General features: G+C 60.4%; 17 protein-coding genes. 14 read left to right on the top strand and 3 right to left on the bottom strand.

Features of this window, described 5'->3' with window-relative positions; genetic code table 11:
* Positions 1–23: 23 nt before the first annotated feature.
* Positions 24–362, bottom strand: coding sequence for a P-II family nitrogen regulator (gene glnK / locus FFS64_RS22310; protein WP_002555808.1), 339 nt, complete (start codon positions 360–362; stop codon positions 24–26).
* A 420-nt stretch (positions 363–782) separates the two neighbouring features.
* Here glnK and FFS64_RS22305 point away from each other — a divergent pair, with 420 nt between their 5' ends.
* The 13 genes from FFS64_RS22305 to FFS64_RS22245 all read left to right on the top strand — a co-directional run bounded on the left by FFS64_RS22305 (position 783) and on the right by FFS64_RS22245 (position 19,920).
* A complete protein-coding gene (locus tag FFS64_RS22305; RefSeq protein WP_095196219.1) occupies positions 783–1,043 on the top strand; it encodes an accessory factor UbiK family protein in 261 nt (86 codons plus the stop codon).
* Positions 1,044–1,414: 371 nt separating this feature from the next.
* Positions 1,415–2,908, top strand: a complete 1,494-nt coding sequence (locus FFS64_RS22300; RefSeq protein ID WP_137807203.1) for a YifB family Mg chelatase-like AAA ATPase — start codon at positions 1,415–1,417, stop codon at positions 2,906–2,908.
* A 540-nt stretch (positions 2,909–3,448) separates the two neighbouring features.
* Positions 3,449–4,816, top strand: coding sequence for an SrfA family protein (locus tag FFS64_RS22295; protein WP_137807202.1), 1,368 nt, complete (start codon positions 3,449–3,451; stop codon positions 4,814–4,816).
* Positions 4,817–4,832: 16 nt separating this feature from the next.
* Entirely contained in the window at positions 4,833–7,898 is a 3,066-nt protein-coding gene (locus FFS64_RS22290) for a virulence factor SrfB (RefSeq protein ID WP_137807201.1), read from the top strand.
* Positions 7,895–10,609 (top strand): putative virulence factor, encoded by a 2,715-nt coding sequence (locus tag FFS64_RS22285; RefSeq protein WP_137807200.1) that lies wholly within the window; start codon positions 7,895–7,897, stop codon positions 10,607–10,609. Before FFS64_RS22290 ends, FFS64_RS22285 begins: the two co-directional genes overlap by 4 nt.
* A 3-nt stretch (positions 10,610–10,612) precedes the next feature.
* Complete coding sequence (locus FFS64_RS22280) at positions 10,613–11,647, top strand: hypothetical protein (RefSeq protein ID WP_137807199.1); 1,035 nt, start codon at positions 10,613–10,615, stop codon at positions 11,645–11,647.
* Complete coding sequence (locus FFS64_RS22275; RefSeq protein ID WP_137807198.1) at positions 11,647–13,638, top strand: vWA domain-containing protein; 1,992 nt, start codon at positions 11,647–11,649, stop codon at positions 13,636–13,638. Before FFS64_RS22280 ends, FFS64_RS22275 begins: the two co-directional genes overlap by 1 nt.
* Before the next feature lie 10 nt (positions 13,639–13,648).
* Positions 13,649–14,350 (top strand): ABC transporter ATP-binding protein, encoded by a 702-nt coding sequence (locus FFS64_RS22270; RefSeq protein ID WP_137807197.1) that lies wholly within the window; start codon positions 13,649–13,651, stop codon positions 14,348–14,350.
* Entirely contained in the window at positions 14,334–15,557 is a 1,224-nt protein-coding gene (locus FFS64_RS22265; protein ID WP_137807196.1) for an ABC transporter permease, read from the top strand. Before FFS64_RS22270 ends, FFS64_RS22265 begins: the two co-directional genes overlap by 17 nt.
* Positions 15,547–17,091 carry an SUMF1/EgtB/PvdO family nonheme iron enzyme gene (locus FFS64_RS22260; RefSeq protein WP_137807195.1) on the top strand — a complete coding sequence of 515 codons (1,545 nt, stop codon included), beginning with the start codon at positions 15,547–15,549 and terminating at the stop codon, positions 17,089–17,091. Before FFS64_RS22265 ends, FFS64_RS22260 begins: the two co-directional genes overlap by 11 nt.
* Positions 17,092–17,125: 34 nt before the next feature.
* A complete protein-coding gene (locus tag FFS64_RS22255) occupies positions 17,126–17,863 on the top strand; it encodes a hypothetical protein (protein ID WP_137807194.1) in 738 nt (245 codons plus the stop codon).
* 4 nt (positions 17,864–17,867) lie between these two features.
* Positions 17,868–18,374, top strand: coding sequence for a hypothetical protein (locus FFS64_RS22250; protein WP_137807193.1), 507 nt, complete (start codon positions 17,868–17,870; stop codon positions 18,372–18,374).
* A gap of 58 nt (positions 18,375–18,432) precedes the next feature.
* Positions 18,433–19,920: a VWA domain-containing protein gene (locus FFS64_RS22245; protein WP_137807192.1), complete on the top strand. Its 1,488-nt coding sequence runs from the start codon at positions 18,433–18,435 to the stop codon at positions 19,918–19,920.
* A gap of 137 nt (positions 19,921–20,057) precedes the next feature.
* Here FFS64_RS22245 and FFS64_RS22240 read toward each other — a convergent pair whose 3' ends face one another.
* Together FFS64_RS22240 and FFS64_RS22230 are read right to left on the bottom strand one after the other, a co-directional pair.
* Positions 20,058–22,034, bottom strand: coding sequence for a methyl-accepting chemotaxis protein (locus tag FFS64_RS22240; protein ID WP_137807191.1), 1,977 nt, complete (start codon positions 22,032–22,034; stop codon positions 20,058–20,060).
* 187 nt (positions 22,035–22,221) lie between these two features.
* Entirely contained in the window at positions 22,222–23,142 is a 921-nt protein-coding gene (locus FFS64_RS22230) for a LysR substrate-binding domain-containing protein (protein ID WP_137807190.1), read from the bottom strand.
* Between the two features lie 158 nt (positions 23,143–23,300).
* Here FFS64_RS22230 and FFS64_RS22225 point away from each other — a divergent pair, with 158 nt between their 5' ends.
* Positions 23,301–24,695, top strand: coding sequence for a NorM family multidrug efflux MATE transporter (locus tag FFS64_RS22225; RefSeq protein WP_137807189.1), 1,395 nt, complete (start codon positions 23,301–23,303; stop codon positions 24,693–24,695).
* Positions 24,696–24,727 lie beyond the last annotated feature (32 nt).

The raw sequence follows: 24,727 nt of genomic DNA, 5'->3' as shown, positions 1-24,727 counted from the left end.
TGGGGCGTTGGGTTTGTGGCGGCTTAGATTGCGTCGGTATCGGTTTCGCCGGTACGGATGCGAATCGCCTGTTCCAGATTGACCACGAAGATCTTGCCGTCACCGATCTTGCCGGTGTTGGCGGCCTTGGTTATCGCCTCGATAACCCGGTCGAGATCCTTGTCGTCAATGGCGACATCAATCTTCACCTTTGGCAGGAAATCGACCACGTACTCCGCGCCGCGATACAGCTCGGTGTGACCCTTCTGCCGACCGAAGCCTTTGACTTCAGTGACGGTAATGCCCTGCACGCCGATCTCGGACAACGACTCGCGCACGTCGTCCAACTTGAACGGCTTGATGATGGCAGTGACTAGCTTCATGAAAACTCTCTCCCGAATTGGTGGACTTGCCCCAGGAAAACAAACCCGTCTCAAGTCTAAGCGCAGTGCCTGGCTTTGTAACGCATCGTCGGCCTTACCCGCCCGTCCGACGCCAGCTAACCGCTCCTTGCCAAACGCTCCCCGCGTTTCGCTCGGCGCACTGCATTCGTCACGGTGACTGCATCAGTGCATGGGTCACTAGCGTCTAAGCAGAAAGCTTGCCATCTCCACAAAATTCACTGTTTTCAAGCCTTTACCGGTTGATGGCCGCCACTTCGCCACAACACCCGGCACGTTACGCACAACAACGGTGCGACGCCGTCCATCCGCATGCGCGAAAAGCGTGCATCCCTTGCCCGCGAAATTGACTATAGACACTGCGTGATACACTGCCCGCCATTGTTTCCAGGACCTTTCCCCATGCTCGCGCCCAAAGACTTCCTCGACGCCCTGACCGGCACCGCCTCCCGCCTCTTCAGCGGCGACACCCCTTTGCCGAAAGCCGAAATCGAAAGCCAGTTCAAGGCCCTGCTGCAAAGCGCCTTCAGCAAACTGGACCTGGTAAGCCGGGAAGAATTTGATAGTCAGATGGTTGTGTTGGCACGCACTCGGGCTCGTCTGGAGGCGCTGGAGACGAAGGTGGCGGAAATGGAAGCGAAGCTGAACCCACCCACCGAGTAACACCACGGCCCCTGTGGAGGGGGCTTGCCCGCGATTGAAGGTCGGCACGACCTTCCGCTTCACCTGTAGATACCGCTCACTTAAGAGAACCCTGAGCCTGCCAGTCCTTGTGTCGAGGGAGCTTGTTCCCGTTGCGGCCCCGAAGCCTGGCAACCCGGCACGTCAGGAAGCACCGGCCAGCAGGTTTACGACTGCTGCCCGGCTGAGCGGGAGCAAGCTCCCTCGCCACAGGTTTTCACGCTGACTCAGGTCTTACTTTACAAGCAACATCCAGTGAAAGTTTGCCCCCTAACCCACCCCACCAAAATCTCCTCTCCCGACTACCCTTCAAAAACCGCAGGAAGCGGTCTCCGTCACCTCAAGGAACGACCATGTCCCTCTCCATCGTCCACAGCCGCGCCCAGATTGGCGTGGATGCGCCCGCTGTTACCGTTGAAGTCCATCTGGCCAATGGTTTGCCATCGCTGACCATGGTCGGCCTGCCCGAAGCGGCGGTGAAGGAGAGCAAGGATCGGGTGCGCAGTGCGATCATCAATTCGGGGCTGCAATTTCCGGCGCGACGGATCACGTTGAATCTGGCGCCGGCGGATTTGCCGAAAGATGGCGGGCGGTTCGATCTGGCGATTGCCCTGGGGATTTTGTCGGCCAGTGTGCAGGTGCCGACCTTGACGCTCGATGAGGTGGAGTGTCTGGGGGAGTTGGCGCTGTCAGGTGAGGTGCGGGCGGTTCGCGGGGTGTTGCCCGCGGCGTTGGCGGCGCGCAAGGCCGGACGCTGGTTGATGGTGCCACGGGCGAACGCCGAAGAAGCGTGCCTGGCTTCGGGGTTGAAGGTGATTGCGGTGGACCATCTGCTTGAGGCAGTTGCGCATTTCAATGGGCACACACCGATTGAACCTTATGCCTCCAATGGCTTGCTCTATGCTAGCAAACCCTATCCTGACTTGAACGAAGTACAGGGCCAACTCTCGGCCAAACGCGCTTTGCTGATTGCGGCGGCGGGGGCTCACAACCTCCTGTTCAGCGGGCCGCCGGGGACGGGGAAAACGCTGTTGGCGAGTCGGTTACCCGGTTTGCTCCCACCGCTAGCCGAAAATGAAGCGCTTGAAGTCGCAGCCATACAATCCGTTACCAGTTGCGTGCCATTGAGCCAATGGCCACAAAGACCTTTCCGCCAACCCCACCACTCCGCTTCCGGGCCCGCATTGGTTGGCGGCGGCTCGAAACCGCAACCCGGCGAAATAACCCTCGCCCATCATGGCGTTCTATTTCTCGACGAACTTCCGGAATTCGATCGCAAGGTATTGGAGGTGTTAAGGGAGCCGCTTGAATCCGGTCACATCGTAATCTCCCGCGCCAAGGACCGTGTCCGCTTCCCGGCCCGTTTCCAATTGGTAGCCGCGATGAACCCGTGCCCCTGTGGATATCTTGGCGAACCCAGCGGAAAATGCAGTTGTACACCGGACATGGTCCAGCGTTACCGCAACAAACTGTCAGGGCCGTTACTGGACCGAATCGACCTGCACCTGACCGTCGCTCGGGAAGCCACGGCATTGAACCCTGCGCTGAAACCCGGTGATGACACCGCTACCGCCGCAGTGCTGGTTGCCGACGCCCGAGAGCGACAACAAAAACGCCAGGGTTGCGCGAACGCTTTCCTCGATCTGCCGGGCTTGCGCAAACACTGCAAGTTATCCACAACCGACGAAACCTGGCTGGAAACGGCATGTGAGCGATTGACCTTGTCACTGCGAGCGGCCCATCGGCTGCTAAAAGTCTCACGCACCCTGGCGGACCTTGAGCAAGTTGATGGCATCACCCGCGATCATCTGGCTGAGGCGCTGCAGTATCGACCGAGTACAAACTGACCAGAATGACTCCTTGGAGAAATCAACGAACGGCGTTTATCGCACCTCGGTTTCCCGAGCGCCCTGAATCTCGCTCACCCGATGTAACGCCTAATCCACAGCCTCCTAATCCGCCAGCAAGCTGTACTTGATCAGAAACTACCTCTGCTTTAACTCTAATAATCGGGACCAAAACAGGCGGTTATAAGAAAAACTCGTTCCTGGCTCCAACCCCAAGCCTTCGAGTCCGCCCAGGCCGTCACGACCGTTGAGCGGGGATAGGGAGAAAGCCACTCTTGGCGTCGTGCCTTTTTTATAGCGCTTCTTTTAGCCCTGATGAAACGATTCAATAAGCTTAAAAAAGCTTACGCCCGAACCTTCCCAAGCCAATTAAAATTGACCTTATGCAACCTCCGCACGCTTGCGTTAGTCTCATGAGGTTTAAACCTCCGGCAGATTGACGGCGATATCATAATGACACTAAGGTCGCCCGCTAATTGCAGGAGCAAGTACAGACATATTTGTCTGTCATTTTTGCGCAACGGATCGTATGGAGTTTGAATGCGCGGGGCACTATTACGCAGCGGTAAGAGCGGGTCATTCACTGCACTCGGCGAAACAGGTCAACCGGTCTACCGGGCAGCCCTGCAATTGCGCGAAGCCATTCGCCGCAAGAACCCTGATTTGGTCGATCATCTGGCCATCCCTCAAAGCGATGAACTGGGCAACCAGATCGATTGGTACAGCGCCCTCGACGGCGATGTGATTCCGTGGAGCAGCGCGACCGAAGAAGAACGTGCCCCTGCCCGCCGCCAGCTTGAAGCGCTGAAAACCGCGCTCGAAGAATTGAGCCAGCGTTTCCTGGGTACTGACTCCGCCGAACAGCAGCAAGGCGACAAAGCCGTGTTCGGCAAGCTACTCAAGCGCGTGATTCATTTCCCCGACGAAAACTTCGTCTACCTGGTGCAAGGCAAACCGGTGCTGACCTTCTGGGGCTTCGAGCATGCCGGTACCGGCAATGGCGATCCCCTGCACTGCCTCTATCAGGTCCCGCCCGCGTTCACGCTGCCACCCGTGGCCGAAGCGCCTGTTATTGCACCCATTGTGCCGGTGGTTGCTCGTCCGTGGTGGCGTCGTTGGTGGTGGCTGTTACTGCTGCCGCTCCTGCTGCTGCTTTTGTGGCTGTTGCTCGGCCTGCGAGGGTGCGTCCCGATTCCGTTGGTGGCGGTAGATTTGCTGCCTAAGGGCGTTGTACCGGTGGAAAAACAACTGGAAGAGCCGCCACTGACCGGCAATGTCACGACACTCAACAGCGTTCCGGTGACAGGCACCGTTATAGGCTCAACCACTGAAACCGGCACCGCCGTGACCGGAACGCATGGTGTGGAAACGCCGGCCGTCGAGGGTAACGAGGCTGACATGGCACCCGCCGACTTGACCAAAGATCCGGCCATTGACCCGGCAGCTGAAAACAAAACTGCGCCACCCGAAAACAAAACCGCGCCGCCGGATGTCACATCGCCCGAAGCAGAAAAATCCGCCGCCGCAAAACCCGGTCCTCCCCTGAGCATCCCGCCAGACGCCGCCGACGGTGCCGCCAGGTTTCTCGATGGTCAGTACAGCGCAGGCGCCGGGATTCAGGACCGCCGAACCGGCAAACCGCTGCGTCTGGAATACCAGCTCAAGGACGGTAAGGGCCAAGTCACCGTGCACCAGGCCGACGGCTCGAAATGCAGCGGGCCGGTGAGCGCTACTATGAAGGGTGGCAGCCTGGCCATCGACAGCCAGGGCCAAGCCGTTTGCGCCGATGGCAGCACTTACGAGATGCCCAAGGTCAACTGCAGCAAAGGGGCGACCACGATCGCGGACTGCACCGGCGGTTACGGAAAAGAACAATTCCCCATGTCCATGCGGCAAGTGGCCGAATAAAACGGAATAACCCGACATGTTGCCTGAAGTCACTCAATTCGAAGACACCGTCACGCTGGTCAGCGACACCGGCATCCAGTTCATGGATTTCGCCCTGCGCCTGGATCCCCGCAAGGAACCGGCGGGTGAGTTCGCACCGATGATCAGCGGGCTGATCTGCCGCCTGGCGTACAACGAAGAGAAAGACTTCTTTTTCTACGAACCCGAACCGGAAAAGGTCGAAAAAGCCAAACCTGCGTTCAGCGTCGACATGAAAAGCAGCCTCGATTTGCTCGACGGTATCTGGCTGCCGATCCCGTTTTTCCGCTTCATGCCGCCGCATCGCTTCGACGAAGGTCCGAGCAACTGGTCGCGCATGCGCCTGGTGAAACTGGCGACTCCCGACATCGACGGCAACACCCACCGCCTGACGATGGCGTTCGACAGCCGTGTGATGCCAAAGCGTGACGGCACTGCCTATCTGGCGCCAAACGAAGAAGACATCAGCTCCGGCGTGTCTTTCAAACTGGCGACCAAGGCTAGCGAAACCCGCTGGTTTCTGGCGCAGCCGTGGGTCAACGAGTGGTTGCTGGAAGTGTTCAATGAGGGCAATGCCCACCGTTCGCGCGCAGAGCTGGACATCGATATCCGCGCCAACCATCACCTGGCGCACTACCTCAACTTGCTCAGCCTGTTAAGCAAACCGTCAGCCGCCCAGCAGTCGAAGGTCGGGGCGAAAGTTGAAATCCCCGAGCTGAAAGTGGTCGCCAACGACAGTAATGGCCTGGTCAAACCGATACCTGTGGACCTGGTGCTGGACGTCGGCAACTCGCGCACCTGTGGCATCCTGATCGAAAACCACGGTCAGGCCGGCTCCGGACTGAAGCAGAACTACGTGCTGGAACTGCGCGACCTGATCACCCCCGAACACATCTACAACCTGCCGTTCGAAAGCCGCGTGGAATTCGCCCAGGCGTATTTCGGCAAGGACCACTGTTCGGTCAAGAGCGGTCGTCACGATGCGTTCCAATGGGCGACGATTGCCCGTGTCGGCAATGAGGCCGGTCGTCTGGCCAGTCGTCGTCGCGGCACCGAAGGCTCCACTGGCCTGTCCAGCCCAAAACGTTATCTGTGGGACGAAAACGCCTATGGCCACGGCTGGCGCTTCAACTGCTCGTACATCAAGACCGACAATGAGCCATACGCCACCGCCGCGCCGTTCTCGCACCTGATCAACGAAACCGGCGAGGCGCTTTACAGCCTCGAAGAAGACGATCGTCTGCCGGTGTTCATGCCGCGTTACTCACGCAGCTCGCTAATGACCTTCATGCTCGCCGAAGTACTGGCCCAGGCGCTGTCGCAAATCAACAGCCCGGCCCAGCGCTCACGCCAGGGTCACACCCGCGTGCCGCGCCAGCTCAACAGCATTACCCTGACCGTGCCGCCGGGCATGCCGCAGGCCGAGCGCAGCATCCTCAACGAACGCATGCTGCAAGCCATCGGCCTGGTGTGGAAAAGCCTCGGCTGGCACGCCGGCGAGGAAGATCCACATCAGGATCAGGCCGTCAGCCCGCGCACCCCGATCCCGAGTATCCGCGTGGAATGGGACGAAGCGTCCTGCGGCCAGCTCGTGTACCTGTACACCGAGGTCAACGAGAACTTCGCCGGTCACCCGGAAGAGTTTTTTGACACCATCGCCCGACCGGACAAGGCTGACCGCCAACGCATCACCCTCGCGACCATCGACATCGGCGGTGGCACCACCGACCTGGTGATCACCGACTATCGTCTCGACCGCGCGGGCAATACCGGCAGCGGCAGCAACGTACACATCGTGCCCGAACAGCGTTTTCGCGATGGTTTCAAAGTGGCTGGCGACGACATCCTGCTGGATGTGATTCAGGACTTCATCCTGCCAAGTTTCGAAAAAGCCTTGCAGAACGCCGGCGTGAAGGCCCCGAACTCACTGATGTCGCGGCTGTGTGGCGATGAATCGGTCAGTGCCCAGGACATGATCCTGCGTCAGCAATTGAACCTTCAGGTGTTCGCCCCGCTGGGCCTGGCGCTGCTCAAGGCGTACGAGCATTACGATCCGCAGGTCCCGCAAGAAGTCGTCCCGCAAAGCTACCGCCATTTGCTCGGTGACAACGCAATCAGCCAGACCGTGCTCGACTACGTCAATGCCGCCGTGCGTCGCGATGTCGGATCTCAGGGCGGTTTCGACCTGTATGCCGCGCCGATCAGCTTCGACCTGCAAAAGCTCCACGCCGCGTTCCTCAACGACCAGATCAACATCACCAAGATCCTCGGGGCGCTGTGTGAAGTGGTCGCGCATTACCCGTGTGATGTCTTGCTGCTGACAGGCCGCCCTTCGCGCCTGCCCGGCATCCAGGCGTTCATTCGCAAGGTGTTGCCGCTGCCACCCGGGCGCATTCTGGCGCTGCAAAATTACCGCACCGGCGGCTGGTATCCGTTTCACAAGAACGGCCGGATCGACGACCCGAAAAGCACCGCCTCGGTCGGCGCCATGCTCTGCCTGTTGTGCGCCAACCACAGCGTGCCGAACTTCTACTTCCGGGCATCGGCGCTCAAGCCGTATTCGACGGTCAAGCACATCGGCGTCATCGATCTGAACAACGTGATCAAGGATGCCGACGTGCTGTACCGCGATATCCAGTCCGAAGACTACAAAATCAAGCTACCGGAAATTGGCGTTGGCGACGCCGCCGACACGCCACAGCTGGAAATGCGCGGCGACCTGCGCCTGGGTTTCCGCCAGTTGGCCGCTGAACGCTGGGCCGCTTCGCCGTTGTATACCTTGCGGTTCACCAAGGCGGGTCGGGAGAAGTTTTCCCGGGCAATCGGTGAAAACGGCAACGCGCCGCTGCTCAAGGTGCGGTTTGAGGTCAAACCGGCGGACAAATACACCCGCAAGCAGGATCTGGTCAGCGACCGCCTCTCGGTTCGTGACATCGAATCCAACAGTAACAACGTCAACTTCAACCCGCGCAGCGACCTCGAGCTGGAGCTCAACACCATGCTCGACGCCGGCCTGAGCGAGACCAAGTACTGGCTCGACAGTGGAAGTGTGAAACGCAAATGAATGACCTGACCCCCGATCAAACTCAGCTCTCTGCCAGTTGGGCCGCTGTTTATGAAGGCGCCGGTCAGGCGCTGGACTGGATTGGCCAGACACGCGGCAATGCACCGCGCCTGGACAGCGAAGCCGACAACCTGAACATCCGCCTGCATCGCGCCCGCAACCTGGCTCAAAGCCTCGGTCGCGTGGCCTGCACGCCGATGACCATTGGCTTTTTCGGCCTGTCCCAGGCCGGCAAGTCCTACCTGATTTCGACCCTCGCCGCCGGTCAGAACGGCAAGCTGGAAACCGAGTTCGGCGACCAGCGCCTGGACTTCATCAAACACATCAACCCGGTGGGTGGTGGCAAGGAAGCCACAGGCCTGGTAACGCGTTTCAGCCGTCGGGCGACGGTAAGTCAGGACAATGACTTCCCGGTAGAACTCACGCTGTTCAAGGAAATCGAGCTGGCGAAGATTCTCGCCAACGCCTGGTTCAAGGATTTCGACCTTGAACGGATTTCCTACGAGATCGATGAAGAGCGCATCCAGCGTGTGCTCAAACCGTTCGAAGGCCGCGAAACCGGGCCGCTGCAAACGGGCGTCAACGCCGACGATCTGGTGTCGCTGTGGGATTATCTGCGCGACAACTTCCGCAACTCGGTGAAGAAGCTCGAGCACCTGTACTGGCCCAAAGCGTTGCAACTGGCGCCACGCCTGAATTTCCAGGAACGCGCCGAGCTGTTTTCGATTCTCTGGGGTGAGCAACGCGAGTTGACGCGCGTGTACCAGCAATTGGCCGGCGCGTTGCACAAGCTGGGTCTGCCAGAGACCGTGTTCGCACCGCTGAAGGCCTTGGTGAGTTTCGACAACGACACCTACAGCCAGCGCGACAGCATCATGAACGTCGACATCCTCGAACGCTTCGGCAGCCCGCTGGATTTGCCGATCGATGTTCGACCGCTGGTTGGCGATCGCCTGCAAAACAGTCAGGCAATTGCGGTCGCGCAACTGGCGGCACTGACCGCCGAAATGACCTTCCGCCTGATCGAAGCGCCGGTAGATGACATCGTCAATCAGGTCGACCTGCTGGATTTCCCCGGTTATCGCGGGCGCCAGAAACTGCACGAGATCGCCGATTCCAACGACCCCCACTCCACCGCCAAGGACAACTCCGTTTCCCAGTTGATCCTGCGCGGCAAGGTCGCCTACCTGTTCGAACGCTACACCGACAACCAGGAAATGAACGCGCTGGTGGTGTGCACAGGCTCGACCAAACAGAGCGACGTCAACGACGTGGGCCCGGTGCTGACCCGCTGGATCGAAAAAACCCAGGGCGCCGACTCGGCCGCTCGCAGCAAGCGCGATACTGGCCTGATCTGGGCGCTGACCATGCTCGACCTGCGCATCAGCAACTCCCTGAGCCTGACGCCTGATCAGTACGACGAGAGCTGGAACGGCATGATCAAGCTGACCATGCTGGAGCGTTTCGGCAGCCTGAGCTGGATGAACGACTGGGCCGGCACTCCGTTCCAGAACACCTACCTGGTGCGCAAACCACGTATGGACGCGGCATTCATCGGGCAGGACGCGACCGGTGCGGAAACCGGCCTTAATGCCATTTATCAGGAACGTGTCAACGCGCTGGGCACCAGCTTCGCCAGCAACGCTCTGGTGTGCAAACACATCAAGAACCCGGTCAACGCCTGGACAGAAATGCTGCGCAACGATGACGGTGGCATCAGCCACTTCAGCGGCAGTTTCAAAGGCGTGGCCAATATCGAATTCAAATTGCAGCGCATCCGCGAGCAATTGAGCGAATGCCTCGAAGGCCTGACCACTCACGGCCTGAGTACCTGGTACCACGCTGACGACGACAGCGCCGCAGCCGCCAAGAGAGCCAAGGCGCAAATGATTTTGACCGGTTTGGGCCGTCGCCCGGCGGTACTTGGCGAATTGATCGATCAACTCGACATGCCGAGTGAAGAGGTGCGCGACCTGTACCTCAGTGGCGTGTACGAAACCGATGACGAGCCGGCCGTGAACGACGAACCGGTCACCCCGACACCGAGCCAGAGCCTTTACGGCAACGACGCCGGTTTCGATTTCGATTTCGGTGACGACCAGAGCCCCGACAGCACGCCAGCGAGCAACAAAACCGGCACCCCGGCGCCCGAACTGCAAAGCAATGAGCATCGCTTCGCCAAAGCGGCGTTCAAGGCCTGGATCGCGCACCTGCGTGAACTGACCACCCGGCAAAGCCTGCTCAACCTGCTGGGGCTGGAAAAGGCCTTGCTGGAAGCGGTGGTCGATGAACTGATCACCGCCGGCTATCGCCAGGACTTGCCGGGGCAACTGAGCCGCGCCGTCCTCAAGCGAGCACAAAGTGGCGCGCGGCGCGATCAATTGGTCGAGCGCCAGGTACTGGAAGTGCAACGTGTGCTGCGCGATTTCGTGTCCTGGTTCGGCTACCTCCAGAAGCCGGTGAACGAGCGCCCGAACAGCCGCACCGGAGCCAAGGCGCCTTTGTTTTCGTTCTACACCGACATTGGCCCGGGACAAGTGCCCGTACTGCCGGCGCAACCGTCGAATCAGGCGCAACGGTACCTGGGCGACTGGCTCTCGGGCCTGGCCTACATCACGCAGGACAATGCCGGCCATGGTGCCGGACGTGAAATCACCCCTGAACAGAACGAACGGCTGGGCCAAGTGCTCACAGCCTTCGCAGCGAGATAAGCAATGCCAATTCGTGTCGACCTGCTCGCGTTAGAGCCCAATGTGCCTGGCCAGGCCCGCCTCACTTTGAAGAAATGGCAGGGTGGCGAGGAACAGTTGGAGTTTTCCATTCAGCGCAACCAGGACGGTTTTTACCTTCAGGACCACAAGGCCTGGAGCAACCATCCATTCTGGTTCAAGGTCTCGCGCTTCAACCTCACGGCCGACGGCGAAGCTTTGGAAACGCAGGTCGGCCCGGACGTGGTCGACCCGCTACTGGAAGGCGTCGCCAATTCGCAATTCCAGATCGAACTGCGCGAACAGAGCCACGGTCATGCCGATAAAGGCGTGGTTCGCCCAGGCGTTGGTTTGCTGCCGTCCACGGCCGGCGGCCAGACACGCTCGACTTACGGCGGTGCCGAACTGACGGCGCCGAGCGCACCGGCACCGGCACCGGCACGGGAGATCCTGGAGATCCCGGATCTGCCTGAACTGACCCTGTCCACCGCCGAGCCAGAACTGGAGTTGGAGTCGGTGCTCACCGAGCCCGCCTACGCGCCGCCTCCGGCACCGGTAAAAAAAAGCAACAAAGGCCTGATCGGCCTGTTGATTGTGGTGTTGCTGCTGGCGGCGGGCGCCGGATTCTGGTTCTACAAACGCACCCCGGCCCCTGCGGTTGCAGCCACTCCCGCCGCACCCGCCGGCGCCGACGCTCAAGCCTGCACCCTCGACAGCATGAACAGCCTGCCCGAACTGACCTTCGTCCAGACCTGCATCAAGGCGGCACCCGACAGTGCCAAATTGCTGGAGATCATCAACCAGGCCAAGGCCAGCAAGCACTGCGGCGTCGCCCAGCGACTGTACGCCAACCGTGCCCAGGCCGGTGACGCACTGATCGCCAACGCCTATGCCCGCGAATACGACCCTAAATACCTGAAGGCCAGCGAGTGCTTCCCGGCCGCGGACAACGCCACCGCCGCCTACTGGTATGAAACCATCCTCACCCAGGACCCGAACAACGCCGAAGCCAAGCAGCGCTTCGAGGAGTTGCAGAAGTGATGCGTTCGCCCCTGAGTCGATTCCTGCTGAGCGGTGCCGCATTACTGGCGCTGTGCATCAGCCCGCTGTCCCAGGCCGATGACAAACCGCTGATCCAGGCTGGTAAAAAGACCCTGTTCCAACGCGTGCTGACCACGCCGGGCTGCAAAGTCAGCCCGACGGCGGGCGGTGCGGCAGGCGACGCACAACCAGTCTTCAGCCGCTTTTATGTGTACGAGCGCGCCCAAGCGAATAACGCCGAGTGGTTGAAAGTCGGCCCCGACAGCTACGGCAAAACCATTGGCTGGCTGCCTGCCAGCTGCACCACCGACTGGAAGATGCAGCTGACGCTGGCCTTCACCAACCCGGCCAACCGCGACCGACTGCTGTTTTTCAAGGACCGTGCCACCGTCGAGGGCATTCTTGATGCACCGGACCCGGTCAGCAAAGTCGCGCCGCTGCGGGCCACGCTGAAAAAGGGCCAGCAAGCACCGGGTGTACTGGCTGAAGAACCTGAATACTTCGTCGACCTGCAAAAGCAGTTCTACCTGCTGCCGGTACTCAGCGGCGAAGAAGTCATGACCGAAAGCGGTTTCCGCACGCGCCTGCTCAATGTCGCCTCCGTCAGCAAGCCGGATGACAAGAACGTGAAGGGTGGTGCTGTAAACAGCGCTGCCGGCGCCAAGGAAGCCGAAGAGAAAAAGGCCAACCAGCTGAAGGAGTTCAGCGCGGCCGTGGTATTTGTCATCGACTCGACGATCTCGATGGACCCCTACATTGACCGCACCCGCGAGGCGATCCGCAAGGTTTACCAGAAGATCGAAGCTCAGAATCTCGGCAAGCAGGTCAAGTTCGGCCTGGTGGCTTTCCGCTCCAACACCCAGGCGGTGCCGGGGCTGGAATACACCACCAAGATGTACGCCGACCCGACGCAGGTGAAAGACAGCGCCGACTTTTTCGCCAGGATCGCCGACCTCAAACAGGCCACCGTGTCGAGCAGCAGCTTCGATGAAGACTCGTTTGCCGGCGTCATGGAGAGCATCGACAAAGTCGACTGGAACCAGTTCGGCGCACGCTACGTGGTGCTGATCACCGATGCGGGCGCCATCGAAGGCGACGACAAGCTGTCGAAGACCGGTTTGAACGCCGCGCAGGTACGTATCGAAGCCGCCAACCCGGGCGTGGCGATTTACACCCTGCACCTGAAAACCCCGGCCGGAACCAAGGACCACGCCAAGGCCGAGGCGCAATATAAGAACCTGTCGACCTACCCGGGCACCAACACTTCGCTGTACTACCCGGTGAACGCTGGCGATGTGCAGGAATTCGGTCGCAAGGTCGACGCACTGGCCGGGGCGATTACTACACAGGTCAAAGCTGCCTACATGGGAGAAGACGCCATTGGCAGTGCGGCGAACGCCAAGCAGGACCCGGCCGAGAAAAAGATGCTCGAAGACGCGGCGCTGATCGGCCACGCCATGCAACTTGCCTATCTCGGCGAGAAGACCAACAGCAAAGCCCCGCCAGTGTTCAAGGCATGGATCACCGACCGTGATCTGATCAAGCAGAACATCCCGACCACCGACGTGCGGGTGCTGCTGACCAAGTCACAGCTCAGCGACTTGAGCGACGTGATGAAGCAGATTCTCGATGCCGCCAACGAAGGCCTGATTTCGCCGACGGACATGTTCAATCGCCTGCGCTCGGTGGCGGCGACCATGGGCGCCGATCCCAATCAGCTCAAACAGAACAGCAATGCCAAACTGGCGGACATGGGCGTCCTCGGTGAATACCTCGAAGACCTGCCTTATCAGAGTGAAGTGCTGAATCTGGATGAAGAGACCTGGAAGAGCTGGGATGGTCTGGCACAAGAAAAATTCATCCGCACGCTGAACACCAAACTGCGGCATTACCAGCGTTACAACGCCGATGTCGACCGTTGGGTTGCTTTAGCCAAAGACAGCGATGCACGGGACAACGTCTACCCCGTGCCACTGGAAATGATGCCTTAAAGAGACGCCGATGCTCGATATCAAGAACCTGCTGGTGCGCCGTGGTGAAGGCGCACAGGCTCATCATGTGCGACTGCCGCACTTGCAGGTCGGCGCCGGGGAAATCCTCGCCATCACCGGTGAGAGCGGCAGCGGCAAAAGCACGTTGCTCGAAGCCATCGGCCTGTTGCTCGCGCCGGTGGAACTCGAGCGCTTTCGGTTGGGCCCGACCCACGCTCAGGATATCGCCCAACTGCTGGCCACTGACGACCAGCCTGCTCTTGCAGCAGTGCGTTCACGGCATTTGGGATTCATTTTGCAGAGTGGCGGCTTGCTGCCGTTCCTGAGCGTGCGGGACAATATCAGCCTGCCGCGTCGTTTGCTCGGGATGCCCGCAAAAAGCGATCACATCGACCACGCCGTTGACGTGTTGCGCCTGCAAGGGTTGCTGGACAAACAACCTCAGGCCTTGTCGATTGGCGAACGCCAACGCGTTGCCTGCGTTCGGGCAATTGCCCATGAACCGCAGCTGCTATTGGCCGACGAGCCGACCGCCGCACTCGACCCTCACGGTGCCCGGCGTTTGTTCGAGTTGCTCCTGAGCCTGGTGTCGAGCATGGGCCTGAGTGCGCTCGTTGTGTCTCATGACTGGGCTTTGTTGAAGGATTTCGGCTTGCCGCGACTCGGCGCTATCAGCCATCAGGGGGAGACTCTGTTTGAACCGATGGACTGATCGCTTGCGCCTGCTGGGCTCACTGGCGCTGCAAGACCTCTGGCACGACCGCAAGGTCTCGCTGTGCATCGCCGCCTCCCTGGTGGCGGTGATCGCGCCGTTGTTGTTGCTGTTCGGGCTCAAACACGGGGTGGTCAGCCAGCTGCAGGACGAACTGCTGCGCGACCCGCGCAACCTTGAAGTGAAGATGCTCAGCAACGGCAACTACGACACAGCCTGGATCGAGCGTTTGCGCCAGCGCCCCGAGACCGGTTTTGCCCTCGGACAGACCCGCTCGCTCAATACCCAGGCTGACTTACTGATCGGCATGCAACGGTTTGTCGAAGGTGCGGAAATCATCGCCACTGAGCCCGGCGACCCACAACTGAACCTGGCGCCACTCAACCCCGTCGGCAATCAAGTGATCCTCAGCGCCAGCGCAGCGCAACGCTTGCAGGCCAAGGCAGGCGACAGCGTGCAGCTGCGGGCCTTGCGCCGTCTGGAAGGTGTCAATGAACGCGGCGAGATGACGCTGACGGTACTGGCCGTGCTCGACGGTGCCCGCTTCGGTCGCGCCGCCGGGTTTGTCGCCCCGCCGCTGTTGCTGGATCTGGAGCGCTTTCGCGACGGTTATCAGGTCAGTGAGTTCGGCATTACCACCGGTAAGCCTCAGGATAATCTACAGCCGCTGTATGCCCGCGCCCGCGTGTACGCGCGCGACATCGATCAAGTCGCGCCGCTGGAACACTGGCTCAACGAACAACACATCGAAACGTCGAGCCGACTGGCCGACATCGACAACGTCAAAGCCATCAACCATGTGCTGGGGCTGATCTTCGGTGTGATCGCCGTGGCGGCACTGATCGGCTGCTTGGCGTCGATGGTCGGCGCGTTCCTGGCCAACATCGACCGTAAACGCAAAAGCCTGGCGGTTCTGCGTCTGCTGGGTTTCAAACGTGGGGCTGTCGGCGGTTTCGTGGTCCTGCAAGCGCTATTGCTGAGCCTGGCCGGCTACATTGGCGGGCTGGGGTTTTATGCCGTGGGCAGTCATTTGTTCGACTACCTGCTCGGCAGCAGCCAAGCCACCGGCACCTTCGCTTGCCACATCACTGTTTGGCATGGCTTGGCCGCCCTGCTCCTGACCTTTTTGGTCGCTGCACTGGTGGCCGTGATCGGCGCCCTGCGAGCCATCAATATCCAACCTGCGGAGAGTCTGCGTGAGCTCTAAACGTTTTGGCTTGCTGTTACCCCTGAGCCTCGGCTACTTGCTCGACGCCTCGGCGGCGGGCTGGGAAGAGAAGTATTACAACCCGATGCCCGAGGCTAGCGACGTCGTGCTGCCGATGCCCTGCGAAGGTTCGATGGTGTTTCGCAAGGTGTTCATTCCGGTCGCCGGTCCGCTGGATGACTACCCAATCAACATCGGTCAGGACGGCGCGGAATACGGCTATGTCGAACAGACCCGCCCGACCTTTATCGCCGGCAGTTTCACCGGGGCCAAGAACGACAAATCCCGTTACTACCTGATGGCCAAGTACGAGATGAGTCAACTGCAATACGCCGCGCTGACCGAAGCAACCTGCCCCACCGCCGCCACCAAGATGCGCTTGCCGCAAACGGCAGTGAGCTGGGTGCAAGCCATCGAAGCGGCTGACAAGTACAACCTGTGGTTGCGCAAAAACGCCGCCGGCAAGTTGCCCAAGGAAGACGGCGCGCAAGGCTTTCTGCGCCTGCCAACCGAAGTCGAGTGGGAGTTCGCCGCACGCGGCGGGCTGGAAGTCGGCGCTGCTGAATTCCGCGACACGCACTACCCGATGCCAGAAGGCATCAACGCCTACGAGTGGTTCGCCGGCGCGCAATCGTCCAACGGCAAAGTGCAATTGACGGGTCTGCAAAAGCCCAACCCGCTGGGCCTGCATGACATGCTTGGTAACGTCGACGAAATGATGTTCGAGCCGTTTCGCCTGAACAAACTCGACCGCCAGCACGGTCAGGCCGGTGGCTACGTCGTCCGTGGCGGAAACTACCTGACCGCGCAGGCCGACCTTCGTACTGCATTACGTAAGGAAGAACCGTATTACAATGCCGAAGGCCAGGTGAAAAACAAGACCACCGGCCTGCGACTGGTGCTGGTTTCCCCGACCCTCACCTCTCGCGAACGAGTCGCCAGCATCGAAAGCAGCTGGAAGAAACTCGGCACCGGCAGCAAGGAAACCGAATCCGCCGACAAAGGCACCGTGCAATCCCTGAACAACCTCGCCTCGGGCGTCGAAGACAAAGTACTCAAGGAAAAGCTCCAGACCCTGGAGAACCAGTTGCGCGCCAGCAACCAGCAACAGGAAGAAACCCGCGACCAGGCGATCCGCGCCAGCCTCAACCTGGGTGCGTTCCTGTGCACCAAGATGCTCGACGACGGCCAGTACGTGGACTTCCTGCAAAAGAACTACAAGCTCAACTGTGAAAGCGCAGACAAAGATGCCAGTTGCGACATGCGTAAAGGCAAGCTCGACGAGCAAAAGGATCGCCTGCACAAACTCAGCCGTTACTACGCCAGCAGCCTGGTGGAATCGGCTACCTTGTACGGCCAGCCACTGCTTGAAACGCAAGTCCCGGTGATGGAAGAAATCATCACCCGCAACAAACAGCTGCAAGACCTCAAACCTTACCTGCGCACTCACTGGGCCAATCAGAAAGCGTTCCTGCAAAAGCAGAAAATCGACACTGTAGCCTGGCTGACCAGCTGCAAAACCGCCACTCAATAACAACGCGTCAACACCGTTACGTAGGAGTTTCATCATGTCGCGCAGCCTTTGGACTCGCTTCAAGCTACAGATCGCATTCGTAGTCGCCAGCAGCCTGCTAATGACCGGTTGCGCCAACACCGGCAGCTCCATGCTCGGCGAAGGCGAAGGCGACGGTGCCGACCCGCGCCTGACCCAGGGCAATGACGCAGAGTTCTTCAGCAAGTCCGGTTACCAGGCCTGCGCCGTCGGCGCCGGTGTCGGCATCCTCGCTTGCGCGCTGTCCAACAGCAGCAACAAAACCGTGTGCGTCATCGCCGCCGGTATTACCGCGTGTGGCGTGGCCATGGGCGCGAACTATTACCTGGATCAACGTCGCGCCGAATACGCCGACACCTCCACCCGCTTGGCGAAGATGAACAGCGACGTCGAACAAGACACGCAGAACGTGATCGCCCGGACGGCGACCGCTCAGCAAGTAATCAATGATGACCATGCGCAAATTGCCCAGATCAAAAAGGACATCGCCAACAAGAAAGTCGACAAGAGCAGGGCCCAGGCGCAAATCGCCGGGATCGATTCGGACATCGCGCGCCTGCGCAAAGACCTTGCCAACATGCGTACCAAAGTCACCGAGTACCGCAAAGTGGCAGACGCCGAGCGTTCACAAGGCTCCAGCGCCGAGATCAGGCAAGTGGAGATGAACATTCAGAGAATGAACCAGAAAGTCGTCAGCCTGCAGAAGGAAGTCGACGCTCTGTACAGCCAACGCTCCGCAATCACCCTGGGCTAAGCACATGACGCTACGACAACTGATGGTCATCACTGCCGTCCTGGCCCTGAGCGGTTGCGCGACCCAGCCTGGCGAATGCGATGCAACCAATCGCGACAGCAGCCTGCTGACCAAGATGAACTGCGACTATTCCGGTGGTTACAGCGATCAGGTCAAGCAGAAGGAACTGGCCTTGAGCGAGTCCCGACAGCAAAACGCAATGTTCCGTCAGGTGTACGAGAACATTCAGGCCCAGCAGCTCAGCACCAAGGCCGATCTGGCCAGCCAGCAGAAATCCCAGGCGGCGCTGAATCAGTCGCTGACGCAACTGCTGAACTCGCTCAAGGCCCGGCGTGGCAATGAAGCCCAGGTGCAGAAGCAGATTGCCGACCTCGAGAAGCAGCTCAAGGCTACGCAAGCGGCGCCAACGACCAAATCAACGCCAGCGGCACTGGCGGCCAAGCAGCAAGAGCTGAAAACGTTGCAGAAGAAGGTCAATCAGCTGCAATTCAGCCTCGGCTACGAAGAGTAATTTTTCACCCCCGCAGGGCATCCCGACGGATGCCTGCACTTTTTCAGGAATCGTCGTCATGCAGCGGGTCATCAGGGATGCGCAAGCCACATCGGAGGGGATGAGTGCGCTGCAAGCCAAAGTCGCCCTCATCCAGAAACACTTTCCGCCGACCGTCGCCAGTCTGTTTGCCATCCCGCGGATGGGCAGCGGCGACGTGCTGGAATGGTGGACCGAACTGGGCGGCCAACCCACGCCTTATGCCGATCTCAACGAGGACGCGCAACGACGTTTGCTGGAAACCTATGAGGTACGTCAGACGTCCCTCGGACAGCTGGCGGATGAACTGCAAAAACGCGGTCAACCGAAGGAAGCGGATGACCTGCGCAGCCTGCTCGGCACGCCTGAGCTGGACAAACTCTACAGCCTCAACGGTGAGCCTTTGGTGGTGCGCTGGAACCAGCGTCCGCCCAAACCGATCGTGCCGCCGGTGATTCCGGTGGCGCCGGTCGTACCGCCGTCGCGGCGGGGCTGGTGGCTCGCGGCGGCCTTACTCGCGCTGCTGTTGCTGCTTCTGGCGCTCTGGCTCTGGTGGTTCCTGCACCGTGAGCCGGTTGTCGTGGTTCCGCCTGTAGCGCCGGTGGTTACGCCAGTTGAGAAACCGGTTGAGAAGCCGGTTGAGCCTGTTCCCGCACCTGTCGTGGAACCGGAACCGAAACCTGTTCCGGCACCAGAACCCACGCCAGAACCGGTACCGGTACCGGAACCCAAGCCGGTCCCGCCACCCAAACCGGCACCCGCACCCGTACCGGAGCCCAAGCCGACCCCGCCACCCAAACCGGTTCCACCACCAAAACCGGAAGTGGCGGCCCCGCCACCAGCCCCGACGCTGGACAACTTCGCCTGCCGCAAAACAGCGCCGAAGTCAGAGGTCCCGCAGTTCGTGGTGGTGCTCGACACTTCGGGCTCGATGGATTTGAACATCAAGTCAGTGAAAGCCGACGAGGACTGGTTCTTCGGTCCTGACATCAACAAGCTCCTGGACCCGAACCGCACCATGCGGCTCACCGCCAAACCCAGCCGCATGGACGTCGCCAAGGATTCGCTGGCCGGCATGATCAACGGGCTGGACCCGAAGATCGACACACGCCTGATCACCTTCGCCGGCTGCGAAAGAACACCGGACCGGGGTGTGTTCAAGTTCGGCGACCGTCCGCGGCTGATCAACGGGATTCGAGGTCTGGTTCCCGACGACGGCACACCGCTGGCCGACAGCCTGGCCCATGCGGCGAGTACCGTCGACGGGCGCAATAACGATGCGGTTATCGTGATGTTTGTCGACGGAGAAGACGGTTGCGGGCAGGACGTTTGCGCGGTATCCCGTCGAATCGCCAGGGAACAACCGCGCCTGCGGGTCAACGTGGTGAAAATCGGTGCTGGCGGCCCGTCACGCTGCATCGCTGAGAACACCGGTGGCCGGGTTTACAACAGCACCAATGCGGCTGAGTTGGGTAACCTGTTGAAACAGGCAAGCAAGGAAGTCTCCAGCAATGCCAAGTGCGATTAACTGGGGAAAGATGCTGAATTGAGGTGACCTCATTCGCGAGCAGGCTCGCACAGAATTTGTGTCGTCTACGCGATTGTTCGACGACGCAGGTACCCTATGGGAGCGAGCTTGCCCGCGATAACTATTTCAAAGGCACCTCAACGAAACCGGTCAACCTCGGACCGCAAATCCGCCGCCAGCTTCTCCAGTTCCCTGGCGGTGACGGCCAGGTTGGACACCACTTCCCGCTGCTCGCTGTTAGCCAGGGCGATGCTCTGCAGGTTGCTGCTGAGCAAGGTCGCGGTGCTGCTCTGTTCCTGAGTGGCGGTGGTGATGGCGGCGAACTGCTGCCCGGCCGAGCGGCTTTGCTCGTCGATCCGCGCCAGTGCCGCGGCGACGTTGGCGTTGCGTGACAAGCCTTCCTGCATCAGCACGTTGCCCTGTTCCATGGTGCTGATGGCGTTGCCGGTCTCTTGCTGGATGCTCTGGATCATCCCGGAAATTTCATCGGTGGCTTCACGGGTGCGAGAGGCAAGGTTGCGCACTTCATCGGCCACCACGGCAAAACCACGACCCTGCTCGCCGGCACGGGCCGCTTCGATCGCGGCATTGAGCGCCAGCAGGTTGGTCTGATCGGCGATCGACGTAATCACACCGACGATGCCACCGATTTCCTGGGAGCGCTGACCCAGGGTATTGATCACCGTTGCGGTGCTGTTCAATGCACCGGCGATTTGCTCCAGCGACGAGGACGCTTCGTCCATCGACGTGCGACCAATCTGCGTTTGCTGGGCGTTTTCCTGGGCCAGACGCTGGGTGCTGCCCATGTTGTCGGCAATGTTCAACGAGGTCGCGCTGAATTCTTCCACGGCCCCGGCCATGCTGGTGATTTCGCCCGACTGCTGTTCCATCCCTTCGTAGGCGCCACCGGACAAGCCGGACAAGGCCTGAGCGCGGCGGTTGACCTCCATCGAAGCATTGCGGATGTGCTCGACCATGGTCGACAACGCCTGGCTCATCTGGTTGAAGGCGCGGGCCAGTTGACCGATTTCGTCGTTGCTCGACACGCTCAGACGGACGCTCAGATCACCGGCGCCCAAGGCTTCGGCCTGGCGCACCAGATCCCCCAGCGGGGCAAGTTTGCTGCGCAACAGCCAGACTGCCGAACCCACTGCCAGCAACATCGCCAGCAAACTGCCAATGGCCAGCTGGATACCGACACTCCAGGTCACGGCGCTGATTTCGTTTTTCGGCATGCTCGCCACCACCGACCACGGCCCACCTTCGAACGGTACGGCCACGCTATAAAACTCTTCGGACTTGTCGCTCCAGAAATCGCCCTTGCCCGGTGTTTTCGCCAGATCGACAATTGCCGGCACCGCTTGGTCCAGAGCCTGCACACCTGCGATCGGCACAAGCCATTTGTTTTGCTCATCTAAAAGCGCCAGGGAACCGGTCTGGCCGATGCGGAAGCGTTTGAGGTTTTCGAACTGCGCCTTCTGCGCGTCGGTGTAATCGAATCCTACATACAACACGGCAATGACCTTACCGCTGCTGTCGCGCACAGGGGTGTACTGCGACATGTAGAGGCGTTCAAACAGCAAGGATCGACCCACGTAGCTCTGCCCCGCCATCAAACGGGCGTATGCCGGATTCGCGTGATCCAGAACAGTGCCAATGGCACGGTTGCCGTCTTGTTTGCTGACATTTGTACTGACGCGAATGAAGTCTTCGCCGCTGCGCACGAACACCGTCGCCACGCCCGCGGTCATCTGCTTGAACTCGTCCACTTCCTTGAAGTTGTTGTTAAGCACTTCACTGCCCAGGTGCAAGCCCGGTGTCTGGATGCCCGCCACGGCCACCGGTTCATCCGGGTGCACGCTCAGCCCTCCACTGAAACGCTTCTCGAACAGCCCGGCAAGGCGCTGGGTGCTTTCACGCAGCGTACCGTGAAAGGTACTCAACTGATCGGCCAGCAACCGGGCCTCACTGGCCAGGTGTTCTTCGCGGGTAGCGAGGTTGGCGGTGTCCAGCGAACGCAGGGCGAACAAGGTACTGCCGGTGATGACGATCGCCAGAATCACGGCGAGCGCAAGACCAAGCTGTGAGGCTATCCGGGCACGAGGTTGAGACATGACAGCTCCTGGCCAAGTGCCTGGATCATCGTGATCACGGCGCACACTCAGCAAAATGTCTAATAATTAGGAAGTAGCGTCGAACCTGCACGAAGGTCCCACGAGCAGATTTTCGGCGGCGAACGGGAATACTTGAGCGAATAGCGGGGATATGGCTCAAGGCCGCTACACTGGGCGCTCTATCGTTTCAGCTCAGATGCTCGACATCCGGCAACTCCATGGCCCGGACTTCACTTTGCAAAAAGTCGCTGAGCCGACGCATGCGCTCACCGCCCGGACGGGTTTTCGGCCAGACCAGGTAGTATTTCTCACCGCTGGCAACAGCCGTCGGCCACGGCAGGCTCAAGCGCCCCTGTGCCACATCCTCCGCCACCATCAGCAAATCGCCCATGGACACGCCGTAGCCTCGGGCTGCCGCGATCATGCCCAGCTCCAGCGTGTCGAACACCTGCCCGCCCTTGAGTGACACCTGATCGGCCAGGCCCATGCGCTCCAGCCAATTGCGCCAGTCGCGGCGGTCCGGCGTCGGGTGCAGCAGCTCGGTGTTGGCCAGGCGCGCGGCATCCCATAGCTGATCACTCGGCAGGTTGGGCGCGCCCACCGGGATCAATTCTTCGGGGAATAGGTAACTCGCCTCCCAGTCCGGCGGGAAATGTCCGTTGCTCAGCAACACTGCGCAATCGAATGGCTCATCGTTGAAGTCCACCGAATCGACATCCATCCAGGCGCTGGTCAATTGCACCTCGTTGCCCGGCTGCAGGTGGCGGAAACGACTCAGGCGCGCCAGCAACCAACGCATGGTCAGGGTAGACGGGGCTTTCATGCGCAGGATGTCGTCTTCGGCGCGCAAGGTATTACAAGCCCGCTCCAGAGCAGTGAAGCCCTCGCGGATCCCCGGCAACAACAAGCGGGCCGATTCGGTCAGCTGCAGGTGGCGACCACTTCGGTGAAACAAGCGGCAGGCAAAATGCTCTTCGAGCGTACGAATATGCCGGCTGACCGCACTTTGCGTGATCGACAGCTCTTCGGCGGCACGGGTGAACGAACTGTGTCGCGCCGCCGCTTCGAATGCGCGCAGGGCATACAAGGGAGGCAGACGTCGTGACATGGGGAAAGCTCTTGAACCGGGATTCGACCACCCTAGCAGAAACTTTCCTGCATGAGTTTTAATCATGCCACCCATCCTTTTTATCCCTTTGTGCAAACCCCGCGGAGCGCCGAGAATCGACCCTTTCCTGTCGACTTTTCCTACAGAGCGTGATGACCATGCAACATCCAGCACGTATTGAACTCTGGGCCATCCTGCGGCTGGCGGGGCCGTTGATCGCCTCGCAGTTGGCGCACATGCTGATGGTCCTCACCGACACCTTGATGATGGCGCGCCTGAGTCCCGAAGCGCTGGCCGGTGGTTCGCTGGGTGCGGCCAGCTATTCGTTCGTGTCGATTTTCTGCATTGGCGTGATTGCCGCGGTCGGCACCCTGGTGGCGATTCGTCAGGGCGCGGGCGATATTTTCGGCGCAGCCCGGCTGACCCAGGCCGGAGTGTGGCTGGCGTGGTTGATGGCGCTGGGCGCAGGGTTGCTGCTGTGGAACCTCAAGCCGGTCCTGCTGCTGTTCGGCCAGACCGAGAGTAACGTTCAGGCCGCCGGGCAGTTTCTGGTGTTTTTACCCTTCGCCTTGCCTGGCTACCTGACTTTCATGGCCTTGCGTGGTTTCACCAGCGCCATCGGCCGCGCTACGCCGGTGATGGTCATCAGCCTGGGCGGAACAGTGGCCAACTTCCTGCTCAACTACGCACTGATCACCGGCATGTTCGGCCTGCCGAAACTGGGTTTGATGGGCATCGGCCTGGTCACCGCGATCGTGGCCAACCTCATGGCCCTGGCGCTGGCGTGGCACATCCGTCGGCATCCGGCTTACGACGCTTACCCGCTGCGTCAGGGATTGCTACGGCTCAACCATCAGTACCTGAAGGAGCTGTGGCGCCTGGGCCTGCCGATTGGCGGCACCTACGCCGTGGAAGTCGGGTTGTTTGCGTTCGCGGCGCTGTGCATGGGCACCATGGGCAGCACGCAATTGGCGGCGCACCAGATTGCCCTGCAAATCGTCTCGGTAGCGTTCATGGTGCCGGCGGGGATTTCCTATGCGATCACCATGCGCATCGGCCAGCACTACGGCGCCGGGCAACTGTTGGATGCGCGATTGGCCGGACGGGTCGGCATCGCCTTCGGCGCAGCGGCGATGCTGTGCTTTGCGATGGTTTTCTGGCTGCTGCCGAATCAGTTGATCGGCCTGTTTCTCGACCACAACGACCCGGCATTCCGCGAGGTCATCAACCTGGCCGTAAGCCTGCTGGCAGTGGCGGCGTGGTTCGAGCTGTTCGACGGCACGCAAACCATCGCCATGGGCTGCATTCGTGGCCTCAAGGATGCCAAGACCACATTCCTGGTCGGCCTGGGTTGCTATTGGTTGATTGGCGCGCCCGCCGCGTGGTGGATGGCGTTCCACTTGAACTGGGGGCCGACGGGCGTCTGGTGGGGCCTGGCGCTGGGACTGGCGTGCGCGGCGGTGGGTTTGACGCTGGCGTTTGAGTGGAAGATGAAGCGGATGATCAAGCGCGAGCCGGCGGCGCGGCATTTCGATGCAGTCCAGGCCGAATGAACCACCTGTGGAAGCTGGCTTGCCAGCTCCCA

The organism is Pseudomonas sp. G(2018), assembly GCF_005502415.1.
Lineage (GTDB): Bacteria > Pseudomonadota > Gammaproteobacteria > Pseudomonadales > Pseudomonadaceae > Aquipseudomonas.
The sequence above is the reverse complement of the archived record's forward strand: the minus strand, read 5'-3'. Positions and strand labels throughout refer to the sequence as shown.